This window comes from Streptomyces sp. cg36 (assembly GCF_041080675.1).
Lineage (GTDB): Bacteria > Actinomycetota > Actinomycetes > Streptomycetales > Streptomycetaceae > Streptomyces.
This window is the reverse complement of sequence record NZ_CP163520.1, coordinates 3289488-3309167: the sequence shown is the minus strand read 5'-3', so window position 1 is coordinate 3309167 and position 19680 is coordinate 3289488. Positions and strand designations below refer to the sequence as shown.

At 69.4% G+C, this 19680-nt stretch carries 23 protein-coding genes; 19 read left to right on the top strand and 4 right to left on the bottom strand.

The features are described 5' to 3' along the window. Positions 1 to 24: 24 nt before the first annotated feature. From AB5J87_RS14665 to AB5J87_RS14655, 3 genes are all read right to left on the bottom strand, one after another. Positions 25 to 2175: a hypothetical protein gene (locus tag AB5J87_RS14665; protein WP_369377040.1), complete on the bottom strand. Its 2151-nt coding sequence runs from the start codon at positions 2173 to 2175 to the stop codon at positions 25 to 27. Beyond that, complete coding sequence (locus tag AB5J87_RS14660) at positions 2172 to 2939, bottom strand: hypothetical protein (protein ID WP_369377038.1); 768 nt, start codon at positions 2937 to 2939, stop codon at positions 2172 to 2174. Before AB5J87_RS14660 ends, AB5J87_RS14665 begins: the two co-directional genes overlap by 4 nt. 134 nt (positions 2940 to 3073) lie before the next feature. Continuing rightward, positions 3074 to 3799, bottom strand: a complete 726-nt coding sequence (locus AB5J87_RS14655) for a Crp/Fnr family transcriptional regulator (protein WP_369377037.1) — start codon at positions 3797 to 3799, stop codon at positions 3074 to 3076. A gap of 176 nt (positions 3800 to 3975) precedes the next feature. Here AB5J87_RS14655 and AB5J87_RS14650 point away from each other — a divergent pair, with 176 nt between their 5' ends. From AB5J87_RS14650 to tuf, 7 genes are all read left to right on the top strand, one after another. Further along, on the top strand, positions 3976 to 4257 hold the full coding sequence (locus tag AB5J87_RS14650; protein WP_369383528.1) for a hypothetical protein: 282 nt from the start codon (positions 3976 to 3978) through the stop codon (positions 4255 to 4257). 358 nt (positions 4258 to 4615) lie between these two features. Continuing rightward, positions 4616 to 5056 (top strand): helix-turn-helix domain-containing protein, encoded by a 441-nt coding sequence (locus tag AB5J87_RS14645; protein WP_369377035.1) that lies wholly within the window; start codon positions 4616 to 4618, stop codon positions 5054 to 5056. A 159-nt stretch (positions 5057 to 5215) separates the two neighbouring features. After that, positions 5216 to 6130 (top strand): hypothetical protein, encoded by a 915-nt coding sequence (locus AB5J87_RS14640; RefSeq protein WP_369377034.1) that lies wholly within the window; start codon positions 5216 to 5218, stop codon positions 6128 to 6130. 270 nt (positions 6131 to 6400) lie between these two features. Further along, complete coding sequence (gene rpsL, locus AB5J87_RS14635; protein WP_007265893.1) at positions 6401 to 6772, top strand: 30S ribosomal protein S12; 372 nt, start codon at positions 6401 to 6403, stop codon at positions 6770 to 6772. 2 nt (positions 6773 to 6774) lie between these two features. Next, positions 6775 to 7245: a 30S ribosomal protein S7 gene (rpsG, locus tag AB5J87_RS14630; protein WP_101389595.1), complete on the top strand. Its 471-nt coding sequence runs from the start codon at positions 6775 to 6777 to the stop codon at positions 7243 to 7245. A gap of 39 nt (positions 7246 to 7284) precedes the next feature. After that, the gene (fusA, locus tag AB5J87_RS14625; protein ID WP_369377033.1) at positions 7285 to 9411 is read left to right on the top strand and encodes an elongation factor G; all 2127 of its coding nucleotides are present in this window, start codon (positions 7285 to 7287) and stop codon (positions 9409 to 9411) included. Positions 9412 to 9573: 162 nt separating this feature from the next. Continuing rightward, the gene (gene tuf, locus AB5J87_RS14620) at positions 9574 to 10767 is read left to right on the top strand and encodes an elongation factor Tu (RefSeq protein WP_369377032.1); all 1194 of its coding nucleotides are present in this window, start codon (positions 9574 to 9576) and stop codon (positions 10765 to 10767) included. A 121-nt stretch (positions 10768 to 10888) separates the two neighbouring features. Here tuf and AB5J87_RS14615 read toward each other — a convergent pair whose 3' ends face one another. Continuing rightward, positions 10889 to 13036, bottom strand: a complete 2148-nt coding sequence (locus tag AB5J87_RS14615; protein WP_369377030.1) for a PIG-L family deacetylase — start codon at positions 13034 to 13036, stop codon at positions 10889 to 10891. A gap of 907 nt (positions 13037 to 13943) precedes the next feature. Between AB5J87_RS14615 and rpsJ the strand changes: the two genes are divergently transcribed. The 12 genes from rpsJ to rplN all read left to right on the top strand — a co-directional run bounded on the left by rpsJ (position 13944) and on the right by rplN (position 19678). Beyond that, on the top strand, positions 13944 to 14252 hold the full coding sequence (rpsJ, locus tag AB5J87_RS14610) for a 30S ribosomal protein S10 (RefSeq protein ID WP_003948644.1): 309 nt from the start codon (positions 13944 to 13946) through the stop codon (positions 14250 to 14252). A gap of 14 nt (positions 14253 to 14266) precedes the next feature. After that, positions 14267 to 14911 (top strand): 50S ribosomal protein L3, encoded by a 645-nt coding sequence (rplC, locus tag AB5J87_RS14605; RefSeq protein ID WP_067163147.1) that lies wholly within the window; start codon positions 14267 to 14269, stop codon positions 14909 to 14911. 7 nt (positions 14912 to 14918) lie between these two features. Further along, the gene (rplD, locus tag AB5J87_RS14600; protein WP_369377029.1) at positions 14919 to 15569 is read left to right on the top strand and encodes a 50S ribosomal protein L4; all 651 of its coding nucleotides are present in this window, start codon (positions 14919 to 14921) and stop codon (positions 15567 to 15569) included. Continuing rightward, on the top strand, positions 15569 to 15889 hold the full coding sequence (gene rplW, locus AB5J87_RS14595) for a 50S ribosomal protein L23 (RefSeq protein WP_344074964.1): 321 nt from the start codon (positions 15569 to 15571) through the stop codon (positions 15887 to 15889). The genes rplD and rplW overlap by 1 nt, the downstream gene beginning before the upstream one ends. A 39-nt stretch (positions 15890 to 15928) precedes the next feature. After that, positions 15929 to 16765, top strand: a complete 837-nt coding sequence (gene rplB / locus AB5J87_RS14590) for a 50S ribosomal protein L2 (RefSeq protein WP_369377028.1) — start codon at positions 15929 to 15931, stop codon at positions 16763 to 16765. A 12-nt stretch (positions 16766 to 16777) separates the two neighbouring features. After that, complete coding sequence (rpsS, locus tag AB5J87_RS14585) at positions 16778 to 17059, top strand: 30S ribosomal protein S19 (protein WP_030154697.1); 282 nt, start codon at positions 16778 to 16780, stop codon at positions 17057 to 17059. 41 nt (positions 17060 to 17100) lie between these two features. Further along, positions 17101 to 17448, top strand: a complete 348-nt coding sequence (gene rplV / locus AB5J87_RS14580) for a 50S ribosomal protein L22 (RefSeq protein ID WP_030359020.1) — start codon at positions 17101 to 17103, stop codon at positions 17446 to 17448. Further along, positions 17448 to 18278 carry a 30S ribosomal protein S3 gene (gene rpsC / locus AB5J87_RS14575; protein ID WP_101389601.1) on the top strand — a complete coding sequence of 277 codons (831 nt, stop codon included), beginning with the start codon at positions 17448 to 17450 and terminating at the stop codon, positions 18276 to 18278. The genes rplV and rpsC overlap by 1 nt, the downstream gene beginning before the upstream one ends. 5 nt (positions 18279 to 18283) lie before the next feature. Beyond that, complete coding sequence (rplP, locus tag AB5J87_RS14570; RefSeq protein WP_101389602.1) at positions 18284 to 18703, top strand: 50S ribosomal protein L16; 420 nt, start codon at positions 18284 to 18286, stop codon at positions 18701 to 18703. Continuing rightward, complete coding sequence (rpmC, locus tag AB5J87_RS14565; RefSeq protein WP_369377027.1) at positions 18703 to 18927, top strand: 50S ribosomal protein L29; 225 nt, start codon at positions 18703 to 18705, stop codon at positions 18925 to 18927. Before rplP ends, rpmC begins: the two co-directional genes overlap by 1 nt. Beyond that, a complete protein-coding gene (rpsQ, locus tag AB5J87_RS14560) occupies positions 18927 to 19211 on the top strand; it encodes a 30S ribosomal protein S17 (RefSeq protein WP_283142059.1) in 285 nt (94 codons plus the stop codon). The genes rpmC and rpsQ overlap by 1 nt, the downstream gene beginning before the upstream one ends. Positions 19212 to 19309: 98 nt before the next feature. Then, positions 19310 to 19678 (top strand): 50S ribosomal protein L14, encoded by a 369-nt coding sequence (gene rplN, locus AB5J87_RS14555; RefSeq protein ID WP_053727611.1) that lies wholly within the window; start codon positions 19310 to 19312, stop codon positions 19676 to 19678. The last annotated feature ends 2 nt before the right edge of the window (positions 19679 to 19680 follow it).

Below are 19680 nucleotides of genomic sequence, written 5' to 3'. Positions count from 1 at the left end.
CGGGTCTCCTTGAGGGGCGTGGGTTCAGCGGGGTGAGAGGACGGTCCGCAGTCTGCGGGTGACGAGGGGCGGAGCCGCTCCGTCCTCGCCCGGCATGGTGCGGAGGAGATGGTCGAGACGCTGGTACTCGGTTGGTGAGCCCGTCAGCGCGGGCAGGAGTGCGGCGAGTGCCCACTCGGCGGGGCCGGCGGAGTGCTCGGCGATCAGCACCCAGCCGCGCAGCACTTCGAGTGCCTGCTTGGTGTGCTCGGGGTCCTTGAGCGCGGCTCGCCACAGCTCGGCGATGTGCCCGGCGGTCGGGCCGCGCTCATGGACCGCCCGCGCGTAGACGTCCAGAACGGGGGGAGCGGCATGCGGCTCACCCGGCTCGGTGCGTCGGCAGGCACCGAGGAAGCCCCGCAGGGCGAGGTCGAAGACGGCGTGGTCGTCATGGAGCGTCCGGACGAGGTCGGCCAGGACCTGGTCGGCGGCGGGGGAGAGGATCAAGAGCTCCACGGACTCGGCCAGTACGGCGGTCACCTGTTCCTGGGGCTCGTCCAGGTCGTGCTGGCGGCGGGCCGCGCCCCGCAGGGCGACGAGTGTCTCCAGAGGGCGTTCGGGCCCGATGAGCCCGTGGGCCCGTATCGCCACCCAGGACAGCCGCCACTCGTCGCTGACGCACCAGGAGTCGATGATGCGCGGCACATTGGGCAGGCCGAGCAGGTGCGCGAGGACGAGTGCGTTGACGGTGACCTGGCGGTGCCGGAAGCCGGACGCGGTTGCCCACGGTTCGATGACCAGAGCCATCGCGGACGGCAGGTCGGCGCGGGCCAGGACGGCGGCCGTGGCCGCGGCCCGCGTGCGGACCAGTGGACGGCCGTCGCCCGCGAGCCGCCGCAGCCACTCGACCAGTGCCGGGCGGGCCGAGGGGTGCCCGGTCCACACTTCGCGCATCAGGATCAGTGCCGCGCGATCGTCTTGGAAGGCTGCCTTGAGCTGGGTGACCGAGCCCCACTCGGTGTTCTCCTCCTCCTGATAGGAGGTGGCACGAGCGAGGTGGAGACGCTTGCCCATATGGGTGCCGAAGACGGGGATCCGGGGGAAAACGCCGGAGTTCTCGGTCTTCTGGAGAAGGCCGAACAGTAAATCGCTGAGCTCGGCCGTCAGGGCGTAAGGACCGCCGTCGAAGGCGGCCAGGGCGACCAGGAATGCCTTGTCACGCAGGTGCAGCGAGGCTTCGTCCTCCTCGAACCACTCCTGAATCTGCCGCTCCAGGGCGGCCTGAGAGAACTGCTCGATGGCCTGGCCATCGGTGTCCCCGCTGATGAAACGGACGAGCTCCTTCGCGTATGTGGCGGCCTCTCGCAGCTGGTGGCCGCGGCCGAGGAACTCGGTGACGGCGGGCAGTGCCAGTAGCTTCTCCGCGGTCTCGGGGTCGGTGGCCACGCGCAAATGGGCCTCCAGCACGGTCGCGGCCGTGGGCGGCCGCCATTTGGTGTCCTGGATGTCGTCGAGGGCGGCGAGGGGCCCGACCGTGATCACGAGGTGGCCGTCCTTCTCCAGGAGCCGGTCGCGTGCCGCCAGTACGTCGGCCTCCCTCAGCGGACGGCCGCGTTCGGTGATCAGGTCGCAGAGCACATGGCCACCGGCGCCCAAGTGCTGGGCGAGGGCGCTGGGCGCCGTCGTCCGGTCCAGTGCGCGTACGGGTGCCGCACCGAGGCGGTGCAGCAGCATGAGGGCGGCGGTGCGTCGTCCGGAGAAGTGCGGGCCGGAGAGCACCAGCACACGGTCGGCTCGCAGCCGCTCGGTGAGCTCGGCGAACCGGGATTCGTCGGTGACGAAGTGCGCGGCGAGGCGGTCCAGCGCGGCCGGCGGCACCTCGCCGGAGGAGTGGGTGACCCCGCCGAACTGGTAGTAGATCTCCGTCTTGGTGCGGGTGATCACGTTGCCGACGATCTGGCCCGCGCTGACGCCGTGGTTGTCGCCGTCTACCCGGCCGCTGCTGAATCGGGCGCGGGCGCCGTACCGCATGTTCCTGGGGGTGTGGTCCTCCAGGTCACGACGGGCGGACCAGGCGTCCTGGGGCTGATCGTCGGCGTTGGACTGATCGTCGGCCGGTTCGTCGGATTCGGTTGGCTGCTCCGGCTTTTCGTCGTCGGCTTGTGATGGACCGGCCTCGGGGGCGGCGGCGCTCACTGCTGTTCTCCCCGGTGCCCGCCGAGGGAGACGTTGCCGACGATCTGTCCTGCGGAGACCCCGTTGTTGTCCCCCTTGACGGTGCCGCTGCTGAACCGGGAGCCCGGTGGCACGGCTCTGCGGGCGGTGTCGCCCTCCGGCTCGGACGCCGGTGCTTGGCCCCCGTCGTCGGAGCTCCGGAGGTCTCCGGCCGGTACCGGCCCGTGCAGCCACGCGCCGAGCGATCCGTTCTTGCTGTCCACGGTGATCCGGGTGAACGCCTCGGCCGGGAGCCCGACGTGGTTGTGCCGGATGATCCCCGCGTAAACGGACTCCGAGACGCAGAGGGCCAGGTCGTGGTCCGGTCGCTCCCGCAGCGCGGCCCGGAGCACCGCTCCGTCGAGCAGTCGGCAGGCGTGATTGAGGTCGGAGCCGACCCAGCCGTCGAGCCGGTCGGTGGCCACGAATCCGGTGGCGACCACCGCCCGCAACCGCATCTGCGCCGAGCTGGAGGCCATGCGGTTCACCGCTCGCAGCTGGGTGGGGACATCGGTGAGCAGAGCGCGCAGGAGCGCGGAGACCGAGGCGTTGGCGTCGATCAGCTCCATTACCGAGTCCCCCCGGTCGGCGCGTCGCCGGAGGGTTTCGTCGATGCCCGCGGCCAGTAGGGCGTGGTCGGCGACGTCGTACAGCATCCGGCGCAGATACGCCTGCTCGACGTCGTCACGCGCGCTGTACTTCTCGATGTCGAACAGCAGGATGGTGCTGCTCACGGGGTCGGTCATGGTCGCCTCTCTGCCGAATGGGGTGCTGGGAAGAGAGTCACGACGGCGAGGCACCGGTGGTGAGGGCGGATGACGCACTCGAACTGTGACGGTGTGCACAGAGTCACTCCGGGCAGCGGCACGGCGACGCGGCGTCAGAAGTGAGTGAGGGGCCCACCGATGCCGGTTCCGGCGATCCGCCGCAAGACGTCCGGACGCACGATCACCAGTGCCCGGCGCCCGGTGTGCACGGCCCCGCGGTCGCGCAGCTCCTTGAGGAGCCGCTGCACCATCTCCCGGGACGCGCCGATCGCCCCGGCCAGCTCCTGCTTGCTCAGTGGCACCCCGAGCTCGATGCCCTTGTCGGTGCGGCGGGCGTGGGTGCGGGCCAGGTCGAGGAGCAGGACCGCGAACCGCTCCCGCACGTTCATCGACCCGAATTCGAGTCGGCGCTGGTCGGCCGCGCGCGTACGGTCGGCGGTCAGTCCGAGCAGCTTGAGAGCCACCTCGGGGGAGCCCGCCAGGAAGTCCCTGAACCGCTCGTGCTCTATGGCGACCGCCGTGAGCGGCTCCAGAGCGCTCACGGTGGCCGAGCGCGGGCGTCCGGTCAGGGCGGCGGACTCGCCCACGATGTCGCCGGGCCCGCGTAACGCGAGCAGCGCCTCGTAGCCATTGGCGGCGGCCGCCGTCACCTTGGTCCAGCCGTACAGGATCAGCAGTACATGCGAGGACGGTTCGTGCTGGTGGATCAGGGGAGCGCGGGATGGGAAGGAGAGCTCACGGCCGAGGGCGAGGAGTGCCGCTCGGTCCTCCTGCTCCAGCCTGGTGAGGAAGGGGACCCGGTCGTCGAGCCCGCCTCCGGCTCCGTAGGACGCCGCCATGAGGTCCTCCCGATCGTCAATGGCGGGCTCAAATCTACTGAGAGCGCCGGTTGGCCCGAGCCCTAACGGCAGGATTGCGGCGCATAACCGGGGAGCTCTGAGGGTGAGGGGTGCGTTAGGCTGCAAATATCGAACGCATATTCGAAAACGGGTGGGCGGGAGAGGCGGTGCGGCCGATGGTGGCGGGTGCTCAGGAGCGGCTGGTGGATGTGGTGGTGGCCGCCGTGGAGGTGGCCGCCGAGGCGGGGGAGGCCGGGACGTACAGCGCGGAGGTCGGACGGGCGCTGGGGGCCGTGGTGGCCAAGGTCGGCGCCCGGATCGCCATCGACGGGGAGGCGCGGGGCTTCGGCAGCGGCTGGCGGGAGGCGATGGAGCTGATGGCGGGGGCGGGCGACGCCGGGGCCCGGGTGGTGGCGATGCCGGCGCGCGGGGGCGACGGCGAGGTCACGCCGGGGTGAGGGGCGGGTGGAGCGCGGGGGAGTCCCGGGCTGGGTGGCCCGACGCCCCCTGGGTGGCGCGCCGCACCCCGGCGCCCGGGACGGGAGGCCGTCCCTGACGCCCGGGACGGGAGGCCGTCCGTGACGCCCGGGACGGGACGCCGTCCCCGATGGCTGGGACGCCCGCCGGACCTCGGATGCCGTCGAGAGTTGCGGGGGCGCACGCTCCGCCGCGTGCGAGCGGGCACGCAAACAGGGATGAGCGCGACAAGACCCGGAATCCCGCCACAAAATCCTCACAGTGGAGCCCGGGTTAGCCATTAATTCCTTGCGCGCAAGCGCGATAGTCTGGTCCTTGCTTCGGAGGGAGGCGATCACCATGACCACCAGCGAGCTGGACCGGTTCGCAGCCTGGATCGAAGAGCTGATCCGCAGGCGCGGCTTCGACATCGACAGCCCGCGCGGTGGCGGCAGGTCGCGCCTCGCCGACGAGGCCGGGGTGCACCGGGCCGCCGTCACCCGTCTGCTCCAGCGCCAGAGCATGCCCGACCTGGAGACCACCCGGCGCCTCGCCCACGTCCTCCAGGTGCCGGTGCGGGAGATGCTGATCCGCTCCGGACGGCTCACCGAGGACGATCTGCCGCTGCCGTCGCCGCGTGCGACCGCGCCGCCGGTCCCCGGGGCGCCCGCCTGGCGGCTCACCCTGGAGGAGGCCGCCGTCGGCCTCGGGGTCCCGCCCGAGCAGCGGGCGATGTTCATCAAGGTGGCGGGACAGTTCCTGCCGGACGAGCGCTCGCAGGACTCGGTGGAGTCCCGCTAGAGCGCCACTGGAGGCCCGCTGGAGTCCCGCTCGCGGCTCCGCGGTCGCACGGACGTCCCCTGCCGAAACGGACGGCTCCCGGGCCCGGGACAGTAAGCTGTCACGGCCTGTCCCACTTGGGCGGGATCGGCGGCGAGGGGACGCGAGAGAGAGCCGTGCATGGCTGAGAGCGACGGGTTCTCCCGGCCCAGCGGCGACCGAGCCGGTCGTGCGGGCCGCGATCCCGGCTCTCGTCCGCCGGACGACCCCCGCGCCGAGTACGACCGCCGCGCCGAGTACGACTCCCGTGCCGAGTACGACCCTCGTGCCGAGTACGAGTACGACCGGCCCCCCGGCGCCGCCGCCGAGCTGCCGCCGCCGCCGGACGACCTGCCCGGACTGCTGGCCTCCCTCGGGGTGCAGCTGGAGCGCCACTCCGCCGACGAACTCGTGGTCCTGGTCCGCGAGGAGCTGGAGCGGCGCGAGCTGCGCGCGTACGCGGCGGGCTGGCGGGACGCGGCGGCCCAGTACCAGCGCGCCCTGGACGAGACGGCCTCGGCCGCGCGGGCCCGCAGCTTACGCAGAGGGGGCCGCCGCCCCGGGCAGGGCGAGGTCATCCCCCTGCGGCGCGACCCCCGTACGCCCGGCGCCCCCGCGCCCGGTGACGCGTTCGAGGACGGGCGGGAGGCCGACACCGACGCCCCGGCGCCGCAGCGGGCCCGTACGCCGGAGCGGGCCACCACGCCGGGGGAGACCCGTACGCCGGGGGAGGCCCGTACGCCGGAAACGGCCGGCGCGGCAGAACCGGCCCGCACGACGCAGCCCGACCCCGTCCCCGCGCCGGAGCCTGGCCCCGGCCCCGGCCCCGCGGCACCGTCCCCGCCCCCCTGGCCGGAATCCGCCGTCGCCGCGGGTCCGGCTCCCGGGGGCGGGTCCGGGGCCGCGGCCCGCACCACGCCCGGGGCCGAGGCGCAGAATCCCGGGCTCGTGCGCAAGAGCCGCCGCTCCCGGGTGCCCACCATCCCCCCGTTGCCCGCGCCCAGGCGGGACAGGGGCGGGGAGGGGGCGGAGCCGTCCGGGGAGGGGCCCGGGTGAGACGGGTCTCACCCGCCCCGGAGGGTGTCCCGCGTGTGGGTATTTGTTTTGACCCAAGTCGATGAGGTAGGTACGCTCAGACCTTGTGCCTGGGGTGTGCCTGGGCTCCCCTGCGTGCCTACGTCCGCAGGACGAGCCAGATACGGCCACCGCGATCTGCGCTTTCTCCGTGCCCACGGCGAGAGCCTGCAGCATTCGACACACCCGACCGCGTGGGTCGGCGACGTTCCAGGTTAGTTTCACCAACGGCACACAGAAACCGGAGAAGTAGTGCCTACGATCCAGCAGCTGGTCCGGAAGGGCCGGCAGGACAAGGTCGAGAAGACGAAGACGCCCGCGCTTGAGGCTTCGCCCCAGCGCCGTGGCGTCTGCACGCGTGTGTTCACGACCACCCCGAAGAAGCCGAACTCGGCGCTGCGGAAGGTCGCGCGTGTGCGTCTGACCTCCGGCATCGAGGTCACGGCCTACATTCCGGGTGAGGGACACAACCTGCAGGAGCACTCGATCGTGCTCGTGCGTGGTGGCCGTGTGAAGGACCTGCCGGGTGTTCGTTACAAGATCATCCGCGGTGCGCTTGACACCCAGGCTGTCAAGAACCGCAAGCAGGCCCGCAGCCGCTACGGCGCCAAGAAGGAGAAGTAAGAATGCCTCGTAAGGGCCCCGCCCCGAAGCGCCCGGTCATCATCGACCCGGTCTACCAGTCTCCTCTTGTCACCTCGCTGATCAACAAGATCCTGCTGGACGGCAAGCGCTCCACCGCCGAGCGCATCGTCTACGGCGCCATGGAGGGCCTCCGCGAGAAGACCGGCAACGACCCGGTCATCACGCTGAAGCGCGCGCTGGAGAACGTCAAGCCGTCCCTCGAGGTCAAGTCCCGCCGTGTCGGTGGCGCGACCTACCAGGTTCCCGTCGAGGTCAAGCCGGGTCGCCAGTCGACCCTGGCTCTCCGCTGGCTCGTGGGCTACTCCCGCGCCCGCCGCGAGAAGACCATGACCGAGCGCCTCATGAACGAGCTCCTCGACGCCTCGAACGGCCTCGGTGCGGCCGTCAAGAAGCGCGAGGACACGCACAAGATGGCCGAGTCCAACAAGGCCTTCGCGCACTACCGCTGGTAGTCGCAACCCACATCGAGACCGAGAGAAGACTGAGCCGATATGGCTATCACTTCGCTTGACCTGGCCAAGGTGCGCAACATCGGCATCATGGCCCACATCGACGCGGGCAAGACGACCACCACTGAGCGGATCCTGTTCTACACCGGCGTCTCGTACAAGATCGGTGAGGTCCACGACGGCGCTGCCACGATGGACTGGATGGAGCAGGAGCAGGAGCGCGGCATCACCATCACGTCCGCCGCGACGACCTGCCACTGGCCGCTCGAGGACGTCGACCACACCATCAACATCATCGACACCCCGGGTCACGTGGACTTCACGGTCGAGGTGGAGCGTTCGCTCCGCGTCCTCGACGGTGCCGTCACCGTGTTCGACGGTGTCGCCGGTGTGGAGCCGCAGTCCGAGACGGTTTGGCGTCAGGCCGACCGTTACGGCGTGCCGCGCATCTGCTTCGTCAACAAGCTCGACCGCACCGGCGCCGAGTTCCACCGCTGTGTCGACATGATCGTGGACCGCCTCGGCGCCACCCCGATCGTCATGCAGCTCCCCATCGGCGCCGAGGCCGACTTCAAGGGCGTCGTGGACCTGGTCCGCATGAAGGCCCTGGTCTGGTCCGCGGAAGCGACCAAGGGCGAGATGTACGACGTCGTCGACATCCCGGCCACGCACACCGAGGCTGCTGAAGAGTGGCGCGGCAAGCTGGTCGAGACCGTCGCGGAGAACGACGAAGAGATCATGGAGCTCTTCCTCGAGGGCGTCGAGCCCACCGAGGAGCAGCTGTACGCCGCGGTCCGTCGTATCACCATCGCGTCCGGCAAGGGCGGGGAGACCACGGTCACCCCGGTCTTCTGTGGCACCGCGTTCAAGAACAAGGGCGTTCAGCCCCTGCTCGACGCCGTCGTCCGCTACCTGCCGTCGCCCCTGGACGTCGAGGCCATCGAGGGCCACGACGTCAAGGACGCCGAGGTTGTCGTGAAGCGCAAGCCCTCGGACGAGGAGCCGCTCGCGGCTCTCGCGTTCAAGATCGCGAGCGACCCGCACCTCGGCAAGCTCACCTTCATCCGGGTCTACTCGGGTCGCCTGGACTCCGGCACCTCGGTGCTGAACTCCGTGAAGGGCAAGAAGGAGCGCATCGGCAAGATCTACCGCATGCACGCGAACAAGCGTGAGGAGATCGAGTCGGTGGGCGCCGGTGACATCGTCGCCGTCATGGGCCTGAAGCAGACCACCACCGGTGAGACGCTCTGCGACGAGAAGAACCCGGTGATCCTGGAGTCCATGGACTTCCCGGCGCCGGTCATCCAGGTCGCGATCGAGCCCAAGTCCAAGGGCGACCAGGAGAAGCTGGGTGTCGCCATCCAGCGTCTCGCGGAGGAGGACCCCTCCTTCCAGGTGCACTCGGACGAGGAGACCGGCCAGACCATCATCGGTGGTATGGGCGAGCTCCACCTCGACGTCCTCGTCGACCGCATGCGTCGCGAGTTCAAGGTCGAGGCGAACGTCGGCAAGCCGCAGGTCGCGTACCGCGAGACGATCCGCAAGGCCGTCGAGCGTCACGACTACACGCACAAGAAGCAGACCGGTGGTACCGGTCAGTTCGCCAAGGTGCAGATCGCGATCGAGCCGATCGAGGGCGGCGACGCCTCGTACGAGTTCGTGAACAAGGTCACCGGTGGCCGCATCCCGAAGGAGTACATCCCTTCGGTCGACGCGGGTGCGCAGGAGGCCATGCAGTTCGGCATCCTGGCCGGCTACGAGATGACCGGCGTCCGCGTCATCCTTCTCGACGGTGGCTACCACGAGGTCGACTCCTCCGAGCTCGCGTTCAAGATCGCCGGTTCGCAGGCGTTCAAGGAGGCCGCGCGCAAGGCTTCCCCGGTGCTCCTCGAGCCCATGATGTCCGTCGAGGTCACCACGCCCGAGGACTACATGGGTGAAGTCATCGGCGACATCAACTCCCGCCGTGGCCAGATCCAGGCCATGGAGGAGCGCAGCGGCGCTCGCGTCGTGAAGGGCCTCGTGCCCCTCTCGGAGATGTTCGGCTACGTCGGAGACCTCCGCAGCAAGACCTCGGGTCGCGCAAGCTACTCGATGCAGTTCGACTCCTACGCCGAGGTTCCGCGGAACGTCGCCGAGGAGATCATCGCGAAGGCCAAGGGCGAGTAACTCTTCGGAGTTCACCCGCTTTAGGCTTGTCACCGGAGTCCGGCGGGGCATTCGGCGCAATGCGAGAGTATTGCGGCGAATGCCCCCGGACCCGGCATCCCAGCAAAGATCACCTGGCGCCGATGAAGCAAGGCGTACAGAACCACTCCACAGGAGGACCCAGTGGCGAAGGCGAAGTTCGAGCGGACTAAGCCGCACGTCAACATCGGCACCATCGGTCACATCGACCACGGTAAGACGACCCTCACGGCCGCCATTACCAAGGTGCTGCACGACGCGTACCCGGACCTGAACGAGGCTTCGGCCTTCGACCAGATCGACAAGGCTCCCGAGGAGCGCCAGCGCGGTATCACCATCTCGATCGCGCACGTCGAGTACCAGACCGAGTCGCGTCACTACGCCCACGTTGACTGCCCCGGTCACGCGGACTACATCAAGAACATGATCACGGGTGCGGCGCAGATGGACGGCGCCATCCTCGTGGTCGCGGCCACCGACGGCCCGATGCCGCAGACCAAGGAGCACGTGCTCCTGGCCCGCCAGGTCGGCGTTCCGTACATCGTCGTCGCCCTGAACAAGGCCGACATGGTGGACGACGAGGAGATCCTGGAGCTCGTCGAGCTCGAGGTCCGTGAGCTCCTCTCCGAGTACGAGTTCCCGGGCGACGACCTGCCGGTCGTCAAGGTCTCGGCGCTCAAGGCGCTCGAGGGCGACAAGGAGTGGGGCCAGTCGGTCCTGAACCTGATGGCCGCCGTCGACGAGGCGATCCCGCAGCCCGAGCGTGACGTCGACAAGCCGTTCCTGATGCCGATCGAGGACGTCTTCACGATCACCGGTCGTGGCACCGTCGTCACCGGTCGTATCGAGCGTGGTGTCCTCAAGGTCAACGAGACCGTCGACATCATCGGCATCAAGACCGAGAAGACCACCACCACGGTCACCGGCATCGAGATGTTCCGCAAGCTGCTCGACGAGGGCCAGGCCGGTGAGAACGTCGGTCTGCTCCTCCGTGGCATCAAGCGCGAGGACGTCGAGCGCGGCCAGGTCATCATCAAGCCCGGTTCGGTCACGCCGCACACCGAGTTCGAGGCCCAGGCGTACATCCTGTCCAAGGACGAGGGTGGCCGTCACACGCCGTTCTTCAACAACTACCGCCCGCAGTTCTACTTCCGTACCACGGACGTGACCGGCGTCGTGACCCTCCCCGAGGGCACCGAGATGGTCATGCCGGGCGACAACACCGCCATGACGGTCGCGCTGATCCAGCCGGTCGCCATGGAGGAGGGCCTGAAGTTCGCCATCCGTGAGGGTGGCCGGACCGTGGGCGCCGGCCAGGTCGTCAAGATCACGAAGTAATTCGTGTGCTGACCTGGTAGCTCGCTGAGCAACCGGGAAGGGCCCCGCACCGAGAGGTGCGGGGCCCTTTCTTCGTTCTCCGGCGGCCCCGCGGGCCGGCCGGTCCGCGCCCGGGAGCGGCTCAGCCCGCCGCCCGCACCGGGGGAGCGGCCGAGCCCAGGGGCCACACCCAGGGCGCGCCGTCCACGCCCAGGCCCACGGCGACCGGGCCGCGCGCGGTGAGGTGCAGGGTCGGGGCGTCGACCGGGACCACCCCCTGCGTACGGACGCGGTGCTCGGGGCCGACCAGCGCCTGCACCCGCCCCCTGGTGTCCTTGCCGAGGATCACCAGGCCGTCCTTGGGGGAGTGGAGCGCGCCGACGGGCCCGTACCCGTCGAACCGGAGCGCGGGCGCGCGCCCCGGGCCGTCCACGCGGACCGACACCAGCCCCGGGGCCGCCGGGGCCAGCCCCTTGCCCTTGGTCTTGCGGGGGTCGGTGAGCGTCCGGTACAGCAGCTGCACCCCGCCGTCCGCCCCCGGCAGCCCCACGGCGGCGACCGCGTCCACCGCCACCGGCAGCCGGGGCCCGGACCGCACCGGGGCCAGCGGTGCGCCGGGCGCCTCCTGCGTCCAGCGGTGGACGAAGTCGTACCCCGGCGCGAACACGTGCACCCGCCCCTGGCCGTCCACGGTGGCGCCCAGCCCGTCCTGGACGGTCTCGCCGCGCAGCGAGACCCACGGACCCCAGGACCCGTCGCTCTCGCGCACACGCGTGCTGAGGCCCTTGTCGGCGTTGCGTACGAAGAGGTGGACGCGGCCGTCCGGCGCGGTGACCGCGACGGGGGAGCCGATCCGGCGCCCCCGGTCGTCCCCGCGCTCGGGGTTGCCGAGCCCGCGCCAGGCCCCGAACGCGCCGCCGGGCGCGCTCTGTTCGAGCAGCACCACCTCCCGGGTGTTCGCCCCGGCGCGCCCGGCTATCGAGGCGAACCGCACCCCGAACAGCAGCTGGCGCCCGTCCCGCAGCGCGGTCCCGCCGAGGACCGGGGCGAGCGGTCCGCCGCCGAGGTCGTCGGCCGCGCCGAACCGCCCGCTGCCGGGCGCGGTCTCGCGCCACCGCACCGCCCGCAGCCCCAGCACCCCGTACGCGGCGAGCCGCCCGTCCGGCTCATCGGCGACGACCGGCCGGGGCCCGGGGTAGCGGTAGTGGGTGGAGCGCACCCAGCCCTTCCAGTTGGTCAGCGGGCGCTTGCCGCCGACGTTGTAGTCCCCGCAGCCGCCCGGGTTGCCGCACCGCCAGTCGGGGGCGCCGCCGTACGGCTTGAGGTGCGCGGCCTTCTCGGCGAGCACGGCGGGCGGCAGGTTCTTGGGCCAGTGCCGGTTGTAGTAGGCGCGGTACGAGGTGACCGCGAACCCCGGCACGCCCTTCCCGGCGCGGGTGGCCTCGGCGACGTACCGGACCATCCCCGCCCAGGCGAAGGAGGCGGCGGCGGTGTGGTCGGCGTGGTCGGCGTACCCCGGCTGCTCGCTGTCGTGCTGGCGGGCCTTCTCGGTGCTGTGCTGGATGTCGGGGTCGGGGTCGAGGGTCTGCACGAGGGTGGGCGCGTAGGCGTCCAGCAGCCCCGCGATCGCCGCCACGAGCTCGTCGTACGTGTACGGGGCGGCGGCCCGCAGTGGGGAGCCCTCGGCGATGACGACGGGCAGGCTCAGCGCCCGGTCCTCCCAGAGGCTGGGCAGCCCCATCCGGCCGCCGCGCAGGGTGTGCATGGCCGTGTTGACGAAGACCAGGTCGACGCGGCGCCCGTTGTGCACCAGGGTGTTGGATTCCGCGCGGTGCCCGCCCCTGAGCCCCAGTACGCCCTTCTCCCAGGGCGTGAAGACCGGCAGCCCCAGGAGCGTGGCATAAGCCTGCCGCAGCCCCTGGTGGCGGGCGGAGGAATAGGCGGCCTTGTCGTACACCCGGTCCGACGGGTCGTTCACGACCCGGTTGTCGCCGTTCGCCTCGCCGCCGGTGAGGTACACGCTGACGATCCGCGTCCCGGCGTCGAGGGCGTGCTGGGTGTCCGGGTTCATGAAGTACAGGTCGTCGTCGGGGTGCGCCACGATCTGCATCAGCACGGCCCGCCGCCCGGCGGAGACGGGCTGGCCCGGCGCGGCCGTCGCCCCCTCCTGCGGATGGCGGCGGTTCGCGGGTACGGAGCAGGCCCCTACGGCGGCGGCGAGCCCGGCGGTGGCGGCGCCCGCGAGAACGGCACGTCTGCTGGGACGCCGTTGCCTGAATGCTCCGAACACGTACGTTCCCCGTCCCGTCCGCAGTTCCCGATAGTTCCCGATCGCTTTTCCCGGTCGCCGGACTAGACGGAGGCGCACGGGTGCCGGTTGCCCGGCGGAATTCGATTACCGGCTTTCAGCGGCGGATTTACAGAACGGCCGGAATTGTTTTGCGCGGAGTTTCCCCTGTCGTCACTCCGCATTTGTCGACGGCCCCGGAAGCGGGGGTGGGAGCGGCGAAGTGGGCGTGCGCGGAGGGGAGTTGGGGGATGCCGCTGGTTCACGTCACGGAGCGCGGGGGGCCTTGCGTGCCGTAAAGGGGTGACGCAATGGGCGCGGGTGTTCGGGTGCGCGGGGGACTGGCCGGCGCCGGGGGCGGCCGGGAATGCGGCGGCGACCGCGCCGCGCCGAGCCGGTTCGGGGTCCGTACGCGAATCCGGGGGCCCCGCCCGGGGTGACGTTTCCGTGACCCGGGAGGGGCGTGCCGCGGGATCGGGGGCCGGATCCGTGTGCCCCGTGCATGTGTGCCTGTGACGTGGGGTACGATCCTCGGCTCGATTGGCCAGGCCAGGGCCTCGTATGGCAGACTATCGGGGTTGCTCGGTTGAGTGCCGATGCTGCGCGCCTCCCGCCGGGAGGACCGGAAGCGAGTCCCACAGTACTCGTCGCCCCATCTACCGCCTGCGGTAGCGCTGGGGCGGACGTACGGGAATCTTCCGGGAAGTGTCAGCGGGGTACCGGCCAGGCGCCCGGTGGGTGTTCTGCCCCCGTCCGCGAGGTCCTCGGCCCGCATCCCCTTGGTTGGGAAATCCCTCTGGGATTTCTGCGTAGAGGGAGTGCGACACGCCCGACCGCGTGGGTCGGAGGCGGAGGCCAACAGAACCCCCGGGTTCCAGAGCGTTACGAGACAAAGGACTACTAGGTAGCCATGGCGGGACAGAAGATCCGCATCCGGCTCAAGGCCTACGACCACGAGGTCATCGACTCCTCGGCGAAGAAGATCGTCGAGACGGTGACCCGCACTGGTGCGTCGGTCGCGGGCCCGGTGCCGCTGCCCACTGAGAAGAACGTGTACTGCGTCATCAAGTCGCCGCACAAGTACAAGGACTCTCGCGAGCACTTCGAGATGCGCACGCACAAGCGCCTCATCGACATCCTCGACCCCACGCCGAAGACGGTTGACTCGCTGATGCGTCTCGACCTGCCGGCCGGTGTCGACATCGAGATCAAGCTCTGAAGGGACGGGCCGAGATGAGCAAGAACATCAAGGGCGTCCTGGGCGAGAAGCTCGGCATGACGCAGGTGTGGGACGAGAACAACCGCGTTGTTCCGGTCACCGTCGTCAAGGCCGGGCCGTGCGTCGTGACGCAGGTTCGCACCAACGACGTCGACGGCTACGAGTCGGTCCAGATCGCCTTCGGCGAGATCGACCCGCGCAAGGTGAACAAGCCCCTCAAGGGCCACTTCGCCAAGGCCGACGTGACCCCGCGCCGCCACCTGGTGGAGCTCCGCACCCCTGACGCCAGCGAGTACACGCTGGGCCAGGAGATCACTGCCGAGGTGTTCGAGTCCGGCGTCAAGGTCGACGTCACGGGCAAGAGCAAGGGCAAGGGCTTCGCCGGTGTCATGAAGCGTCACAACTTCAAGGGCCTGGGCGCCGGTCACGGTACCCAGCGCAAGCACCGCTCGCCCGGTTCCATCGGTGGCTGCGCCACCCCTGGCCGCGTGTTCAAGGGCCTCCGCATGGCGGGTCGCATGGGCAACGAGCGTGTGACCACCCAGAACCTGACCGTCCACGCCGTTGACGCCGAGAAGGGTCTGCTGCTCATCAAGGGCGCCGTCCCCGGCCCCAACGGTGGCCTCGTCCTGGTCCGCACCGCGGCCAAGGGGGTTTGAGGAACCGATGAGCACCATTGACATCCTTTCGCCGGCTGGCGAGAAGGCCGGGACCGTCGAGCTCCCCGCGGAGATCTTCGACGCGAAGACCAGCGTTCCGCTGATCCACCAGGTCGTCGTCGCTCAGCTCGCGGCTGCCCGCCAGGGCACGCACAAGACCAAGACCCGTGGCGAAGTCCGTGGTGGTGGCAAGAAGCCGTACCGCCAGAAGGGCACCGGCCGCGCCCGTCAGGGCTCGACCCGCGCGCCGCAGTTCGCCGGTGGTGGCGTCGTGCACGGTCCCGTGCCGCGCGACTACTCGCAGCGCACCCCCAAGAAGATGAAGGCCGCCGCCCTGCGCGGTGCCCTCTCCGACCGGGCGCGCCACAGCCGTATCCACGTCGTCACCGGCGTGGTCGACGGTGCGGTTTCCACCAAGGCCGCCAAGACGCTGTTCGGCAAGATCTCGGAGCGCAAGAACCTGCTCCTGGTCGTCGAGCGTGCCGACGAGGCCGCGTGGCTCTCCGCCCGCAACCTGCCCCAGGTGCACATCCTGGAGCCGGGCCAGCTGAACACGTACGACGTGATCGTCTCCGACGACGTGGTCTTCACCCAGGCCGCGCTCGAGTCCTTCGTGTCTGGCCCCAAGGCCGATGAGACCGAAGGGAGCGACGCCTGATGTCTGAGGCGACCGTTACCAGCAAGACCTTCACGGACCCGCGCGACCTGCTGATCAAGCCGGTCGTCTCCGAGAAGAGCTACGCGCTGCTGGACGAGAACAAGTACACGTTCATCGTCGCGCCCGGCGCCAACAAGACCCAGATCAAGCAGGCCGTCGAGGCGGTCTTCTCGGTCAAGGTCACCGGGGTCAACACGATCAACCGTCAGGGTAAGCGCAAGCGCACCAAGACCGGTTTCGGCAAGCGCGCCAACACCAAGCGCGCCATCGTGACCCTCGCCGAGGGCGACCGTATCGACATCTTCGGCCAGGCCTCCTAACGGAGCGCCCTGGTCCGAATATCGGACGAGGACTGAGAAATGGGTATCCGCAAGTACAAGCCGACGACTCCGGGCCGTCGTGGCTCCAGCGTCGCCGACTTTGTCGAGATCACGCGGTCCACGCCGGAGAAGTCGCTGGTCCGCCCCCTGCACAGCAAGGGCGGCCGTAACAACACCGGTCGTGTGACCGTCCGCCACCAGGGCGGTGGCCACAAGCGCGCCTACCGAGTGATCGACTTCCGTCGTCACGACAAGGACGGCGTGCCGGCGAAGGTCGCTCACATCGAGTACGACCCCAACCGCACCGCGCGCATCGCGCTGCTGCACTACGCGGACGGCGAGAAGCGCTACATCATCGCCCCGCGCGGTCTGCAGCAGGGCGACCGGATTGAGAACGGCCCCACGGCCGACATCAAGCCCGGCAACAACCTGGCGCTGCGCAACATCCCGGTCGGTACGACCATCCACGCCATCGAGCTGCGGCCCGGCGGCGGCGCGAAGTTCGCCCGTTCCGCGGGTGCCTCCGTGCAGCTGCTGGCGAAGGAGGGCACCATGGCCCACCTTCGTATGCCGTCGGGTGAGATCCGCCTGGTCGACGCCCGCTGCCGCGCCACGATCGGCGAGGTCGGCAACGCCGAGCAGTCGAACATCAACTGGGGCAAGGCCGGCCGCATGCGCTGGAAGGGCGTCCGCCCGACCGTCCGCGGTGTCGCGATGAACCCGGTTGACCACCCGCACGGTGGTGGTGAGGGCAAGACCAGTGGTGGTCGCCACCCGGTCTCCCCGTGGGGTCAGAAGGAGGGTCGTACTCGCTCGCCCAAGAAGGCATCGAGCAAGTACATCGTCCGCCGCCGCAAGACGAACAAGAAGCGCTAGGAGCGGGTTTAGATGCCGCGCAGTCTCAAGAAGGGACCCTTCGTTGACGGCCACCTCGTAAAGAAGGTGGACGCTCAGAACGAAGCTGGTACCAAGAACGTCATCAAGACCTGGTCCCGTCGCTCGATGATCATCCCGGCCATGCTCGGCCACACGATCGCGGTGCACAACGGCAAGACCCACGTCCCGGTGTTCGTCACCGAGTCGATGGTCGGCCACAAGCTCGGCGAGTTCTCGCCGACTCGCACCTTCCGCGGCCACGTCAAGGACGACCGGAAGTCGAAGCGCCGCTAACGCGGGGTGGAACGACTATGACTTACACCGAAGGGACAACCATGGAAGCCAGGGCCCAGGCGCGGTACATCCGCGTCACGCCCATGAAGGCCCGCCGCGTGGTGGACCTCATCCGTGGCATGGATGCCACGGAGGCTCAGGCGGTCCTGCGTTTCGCCCCGCAGGCCGCGAGCGTGCCGGTTGGCAAGGTGCTGGACAGCGCCATTGCCAACGCCGCGCACAACTACGACCACACGGACGCCTCTTCGCTGTTCATCAGCGAGGCGTTTGTGGACGAGGGTCCGACCCTGAAGCGGTTCCGTCCGCGTGCTCAGGGCCGTGCCTACCGGATCCGTAAGCGGACCAGCCACATCACCGTGGTCGTCAGCAGCAAGGAAGGAACCCGGTAATGGGCCAGAAGGTTAACCCGCATGGGTTCCGGCTCGGCATCACCACGGACTTCAAGTCCCGTTGGTACGCCGACAAGCTGTACAAGGACTACGTCAAGGAAGACGTCGCCATCCGTCGGATGATGACGTCCGGCATGGAGCGCGCCGGCATCTCGAAGGTGGAGATCGAGCGCACCCGTGACCGCGTGCGTGTGGACATCCACACCGCTCGTCCGGGCATCGTCATCGGCCGCCGTGGCGCCGAGGCCGACCGCATCCGCGGCGACCTCGAGAAGCTCACGGGCAAGCAGGTCCAGCTGAACATCCTCGAGGTCAAGAACCCCGAGATGGACGCTCAGCTGGTCGCCCAGGCCGTTGCCGAGCAGCTCTCCTCCCGCGTCTCCTTCCGCCGTGCCATGCGCAAGAGCATGCAGGGCACCATGAAGGCCGGCGCCAAGGGCATCAAGATCCAGTGCGGTGGCCGTCTCGGCGGCGCCGAGATGTCCCGCTCGGAGTTCTACCGCGAGGGCCGTGTGCCCCTGCACACGCTCCGCGCGAACGTGGACTACGGCTTCTTCGAGGCCAAGACGACCTTCGGCCGCATCGGCGTGAAGGTCTGGATCTACAAGGGCGACGTCAAGAACATCGCCGAGGTCCGCGCCGAGAACGCCGCGGCCCGTGCGGGTAACCGCCCGGCCCGTGGTGGCAACGAGCGTCCGGCCGGCCGTGGTGGCCGTGGCGGCGAGCGTGGCGGTCGCGGCCGCAAGCCGCAGCAGGCTGTTGCCGCCGAGGCCCCCAAGGCCGAGGCTGCCGCCGCCGCTCCGGCTGAGAGCACCGGAACGGAGGCCTGACCGACATGCTGATCCCCCGTAGGGTCAAGCACCGCAAGCAGCACCACCCCAAGCGCCGCGGTATGGCCAAGGGTGGTACGACGGTCGCGTTCGGCGAGTACGGCATCCAGGCCCTCACGCCGGCGTACGTGACCAACCGCCAGATCGAGGCGGCTCGTATCGCGATGACCCGCCACATCAAGCGTGGCGGCAAGGTCTGGATCAACATCTACCCGGACCGCCCGCTCACGAAGAAGCCTGCCGAGACCCGCATGGGTTCCGGTAAGGGTTCGCCGGAGTGGTGGATCGCGAACGTTCACCCGGGTCGGGTGATGTTCGAGCTGTCCTACCCGAACGAGAAGATTGCTCGTGAGGCGCTCACCCGCGCTGCTCACAAGCTTCCGATGAAGTGCCGCATCGTTCGGCGCGAGGCAGGTGAGGCGTGATGTCGGCCGGAACCAAGGCGTCCGAGCTGCGCGAGCTGGGCAACGAGGAGCTTGTTGCCAAGCTCAGCGAGGCCAAGGAAGAGCTGTTCAACCTCCGCTTCCAGGCGGCGACCGGTCAGCTCGAGAACCACGGCCGGCTCAAGTCCGTCCGTAAGGACATCGCCCGGATCTACACCCTGATGCGCGAGCGCGAGCTGGGCATCGAGACGGTGGAGAGCGTCTGATGAGCGAGAAGAATGTGACTGAGACGACTGAGCAGCGCGGTTTCCGCAAGACCCGCGAGGGTCTCGTCGTCAGCGACAAGATGGACAAGACCGTCGTCGTCGCTGTCGAGGACCGCGTGAAGCACGCGCTGTACGGCAAGGTCATCCGCCGTACGAACAAGCTCAAGGCGCACGACGAGCAGAACGCTGCCGGCGTCGGCGACCGCGTCCTCATCATGGAGACGCGTCCGCTGTCGGCGACGAAGCGCTGGCGCATCGTCGAGATCCTCGAGAAGGCCAAGTAATTTCCTGAGCTTTTGCTCAGGATCAGTTCCGCCAGGCTCGGTCGGGGCTTGAGAGATCAAGCCCCGGCCGGGAACCGGCAGACGATCAGGAGATAGACGTGATCCAGCAGGAGTCGCGACTGCGTGTCGCCGACAACACTGGTGCCAAGGAGATCCTTTGCATCCGTGTTCTCGGTGGCTCCGGTCGCCGCTACGCGGGCATCGGTGACGTCATCGTCGCCACCGTCAAGGACGCGATCCCCGGTGGCAACGTGAAGAAGGGCGACGTCGTCAAGGCTGTCGTCGTGCGCACCGTCAAGGAGCGTCGTCGTCAGGACGGCTCGTACATCCGCTTCGACGAGAACGCGGCCGTCATCCTCAAGAACGATGGCGACCCCCGCGGCACCCGCATCTTCGGCCCGGTGGGCCGGGAGCTGCGCGAGAAGAAGTTCATGAAGATCATCTCGCTCGCGCCGGAGGTGCTGTAAGC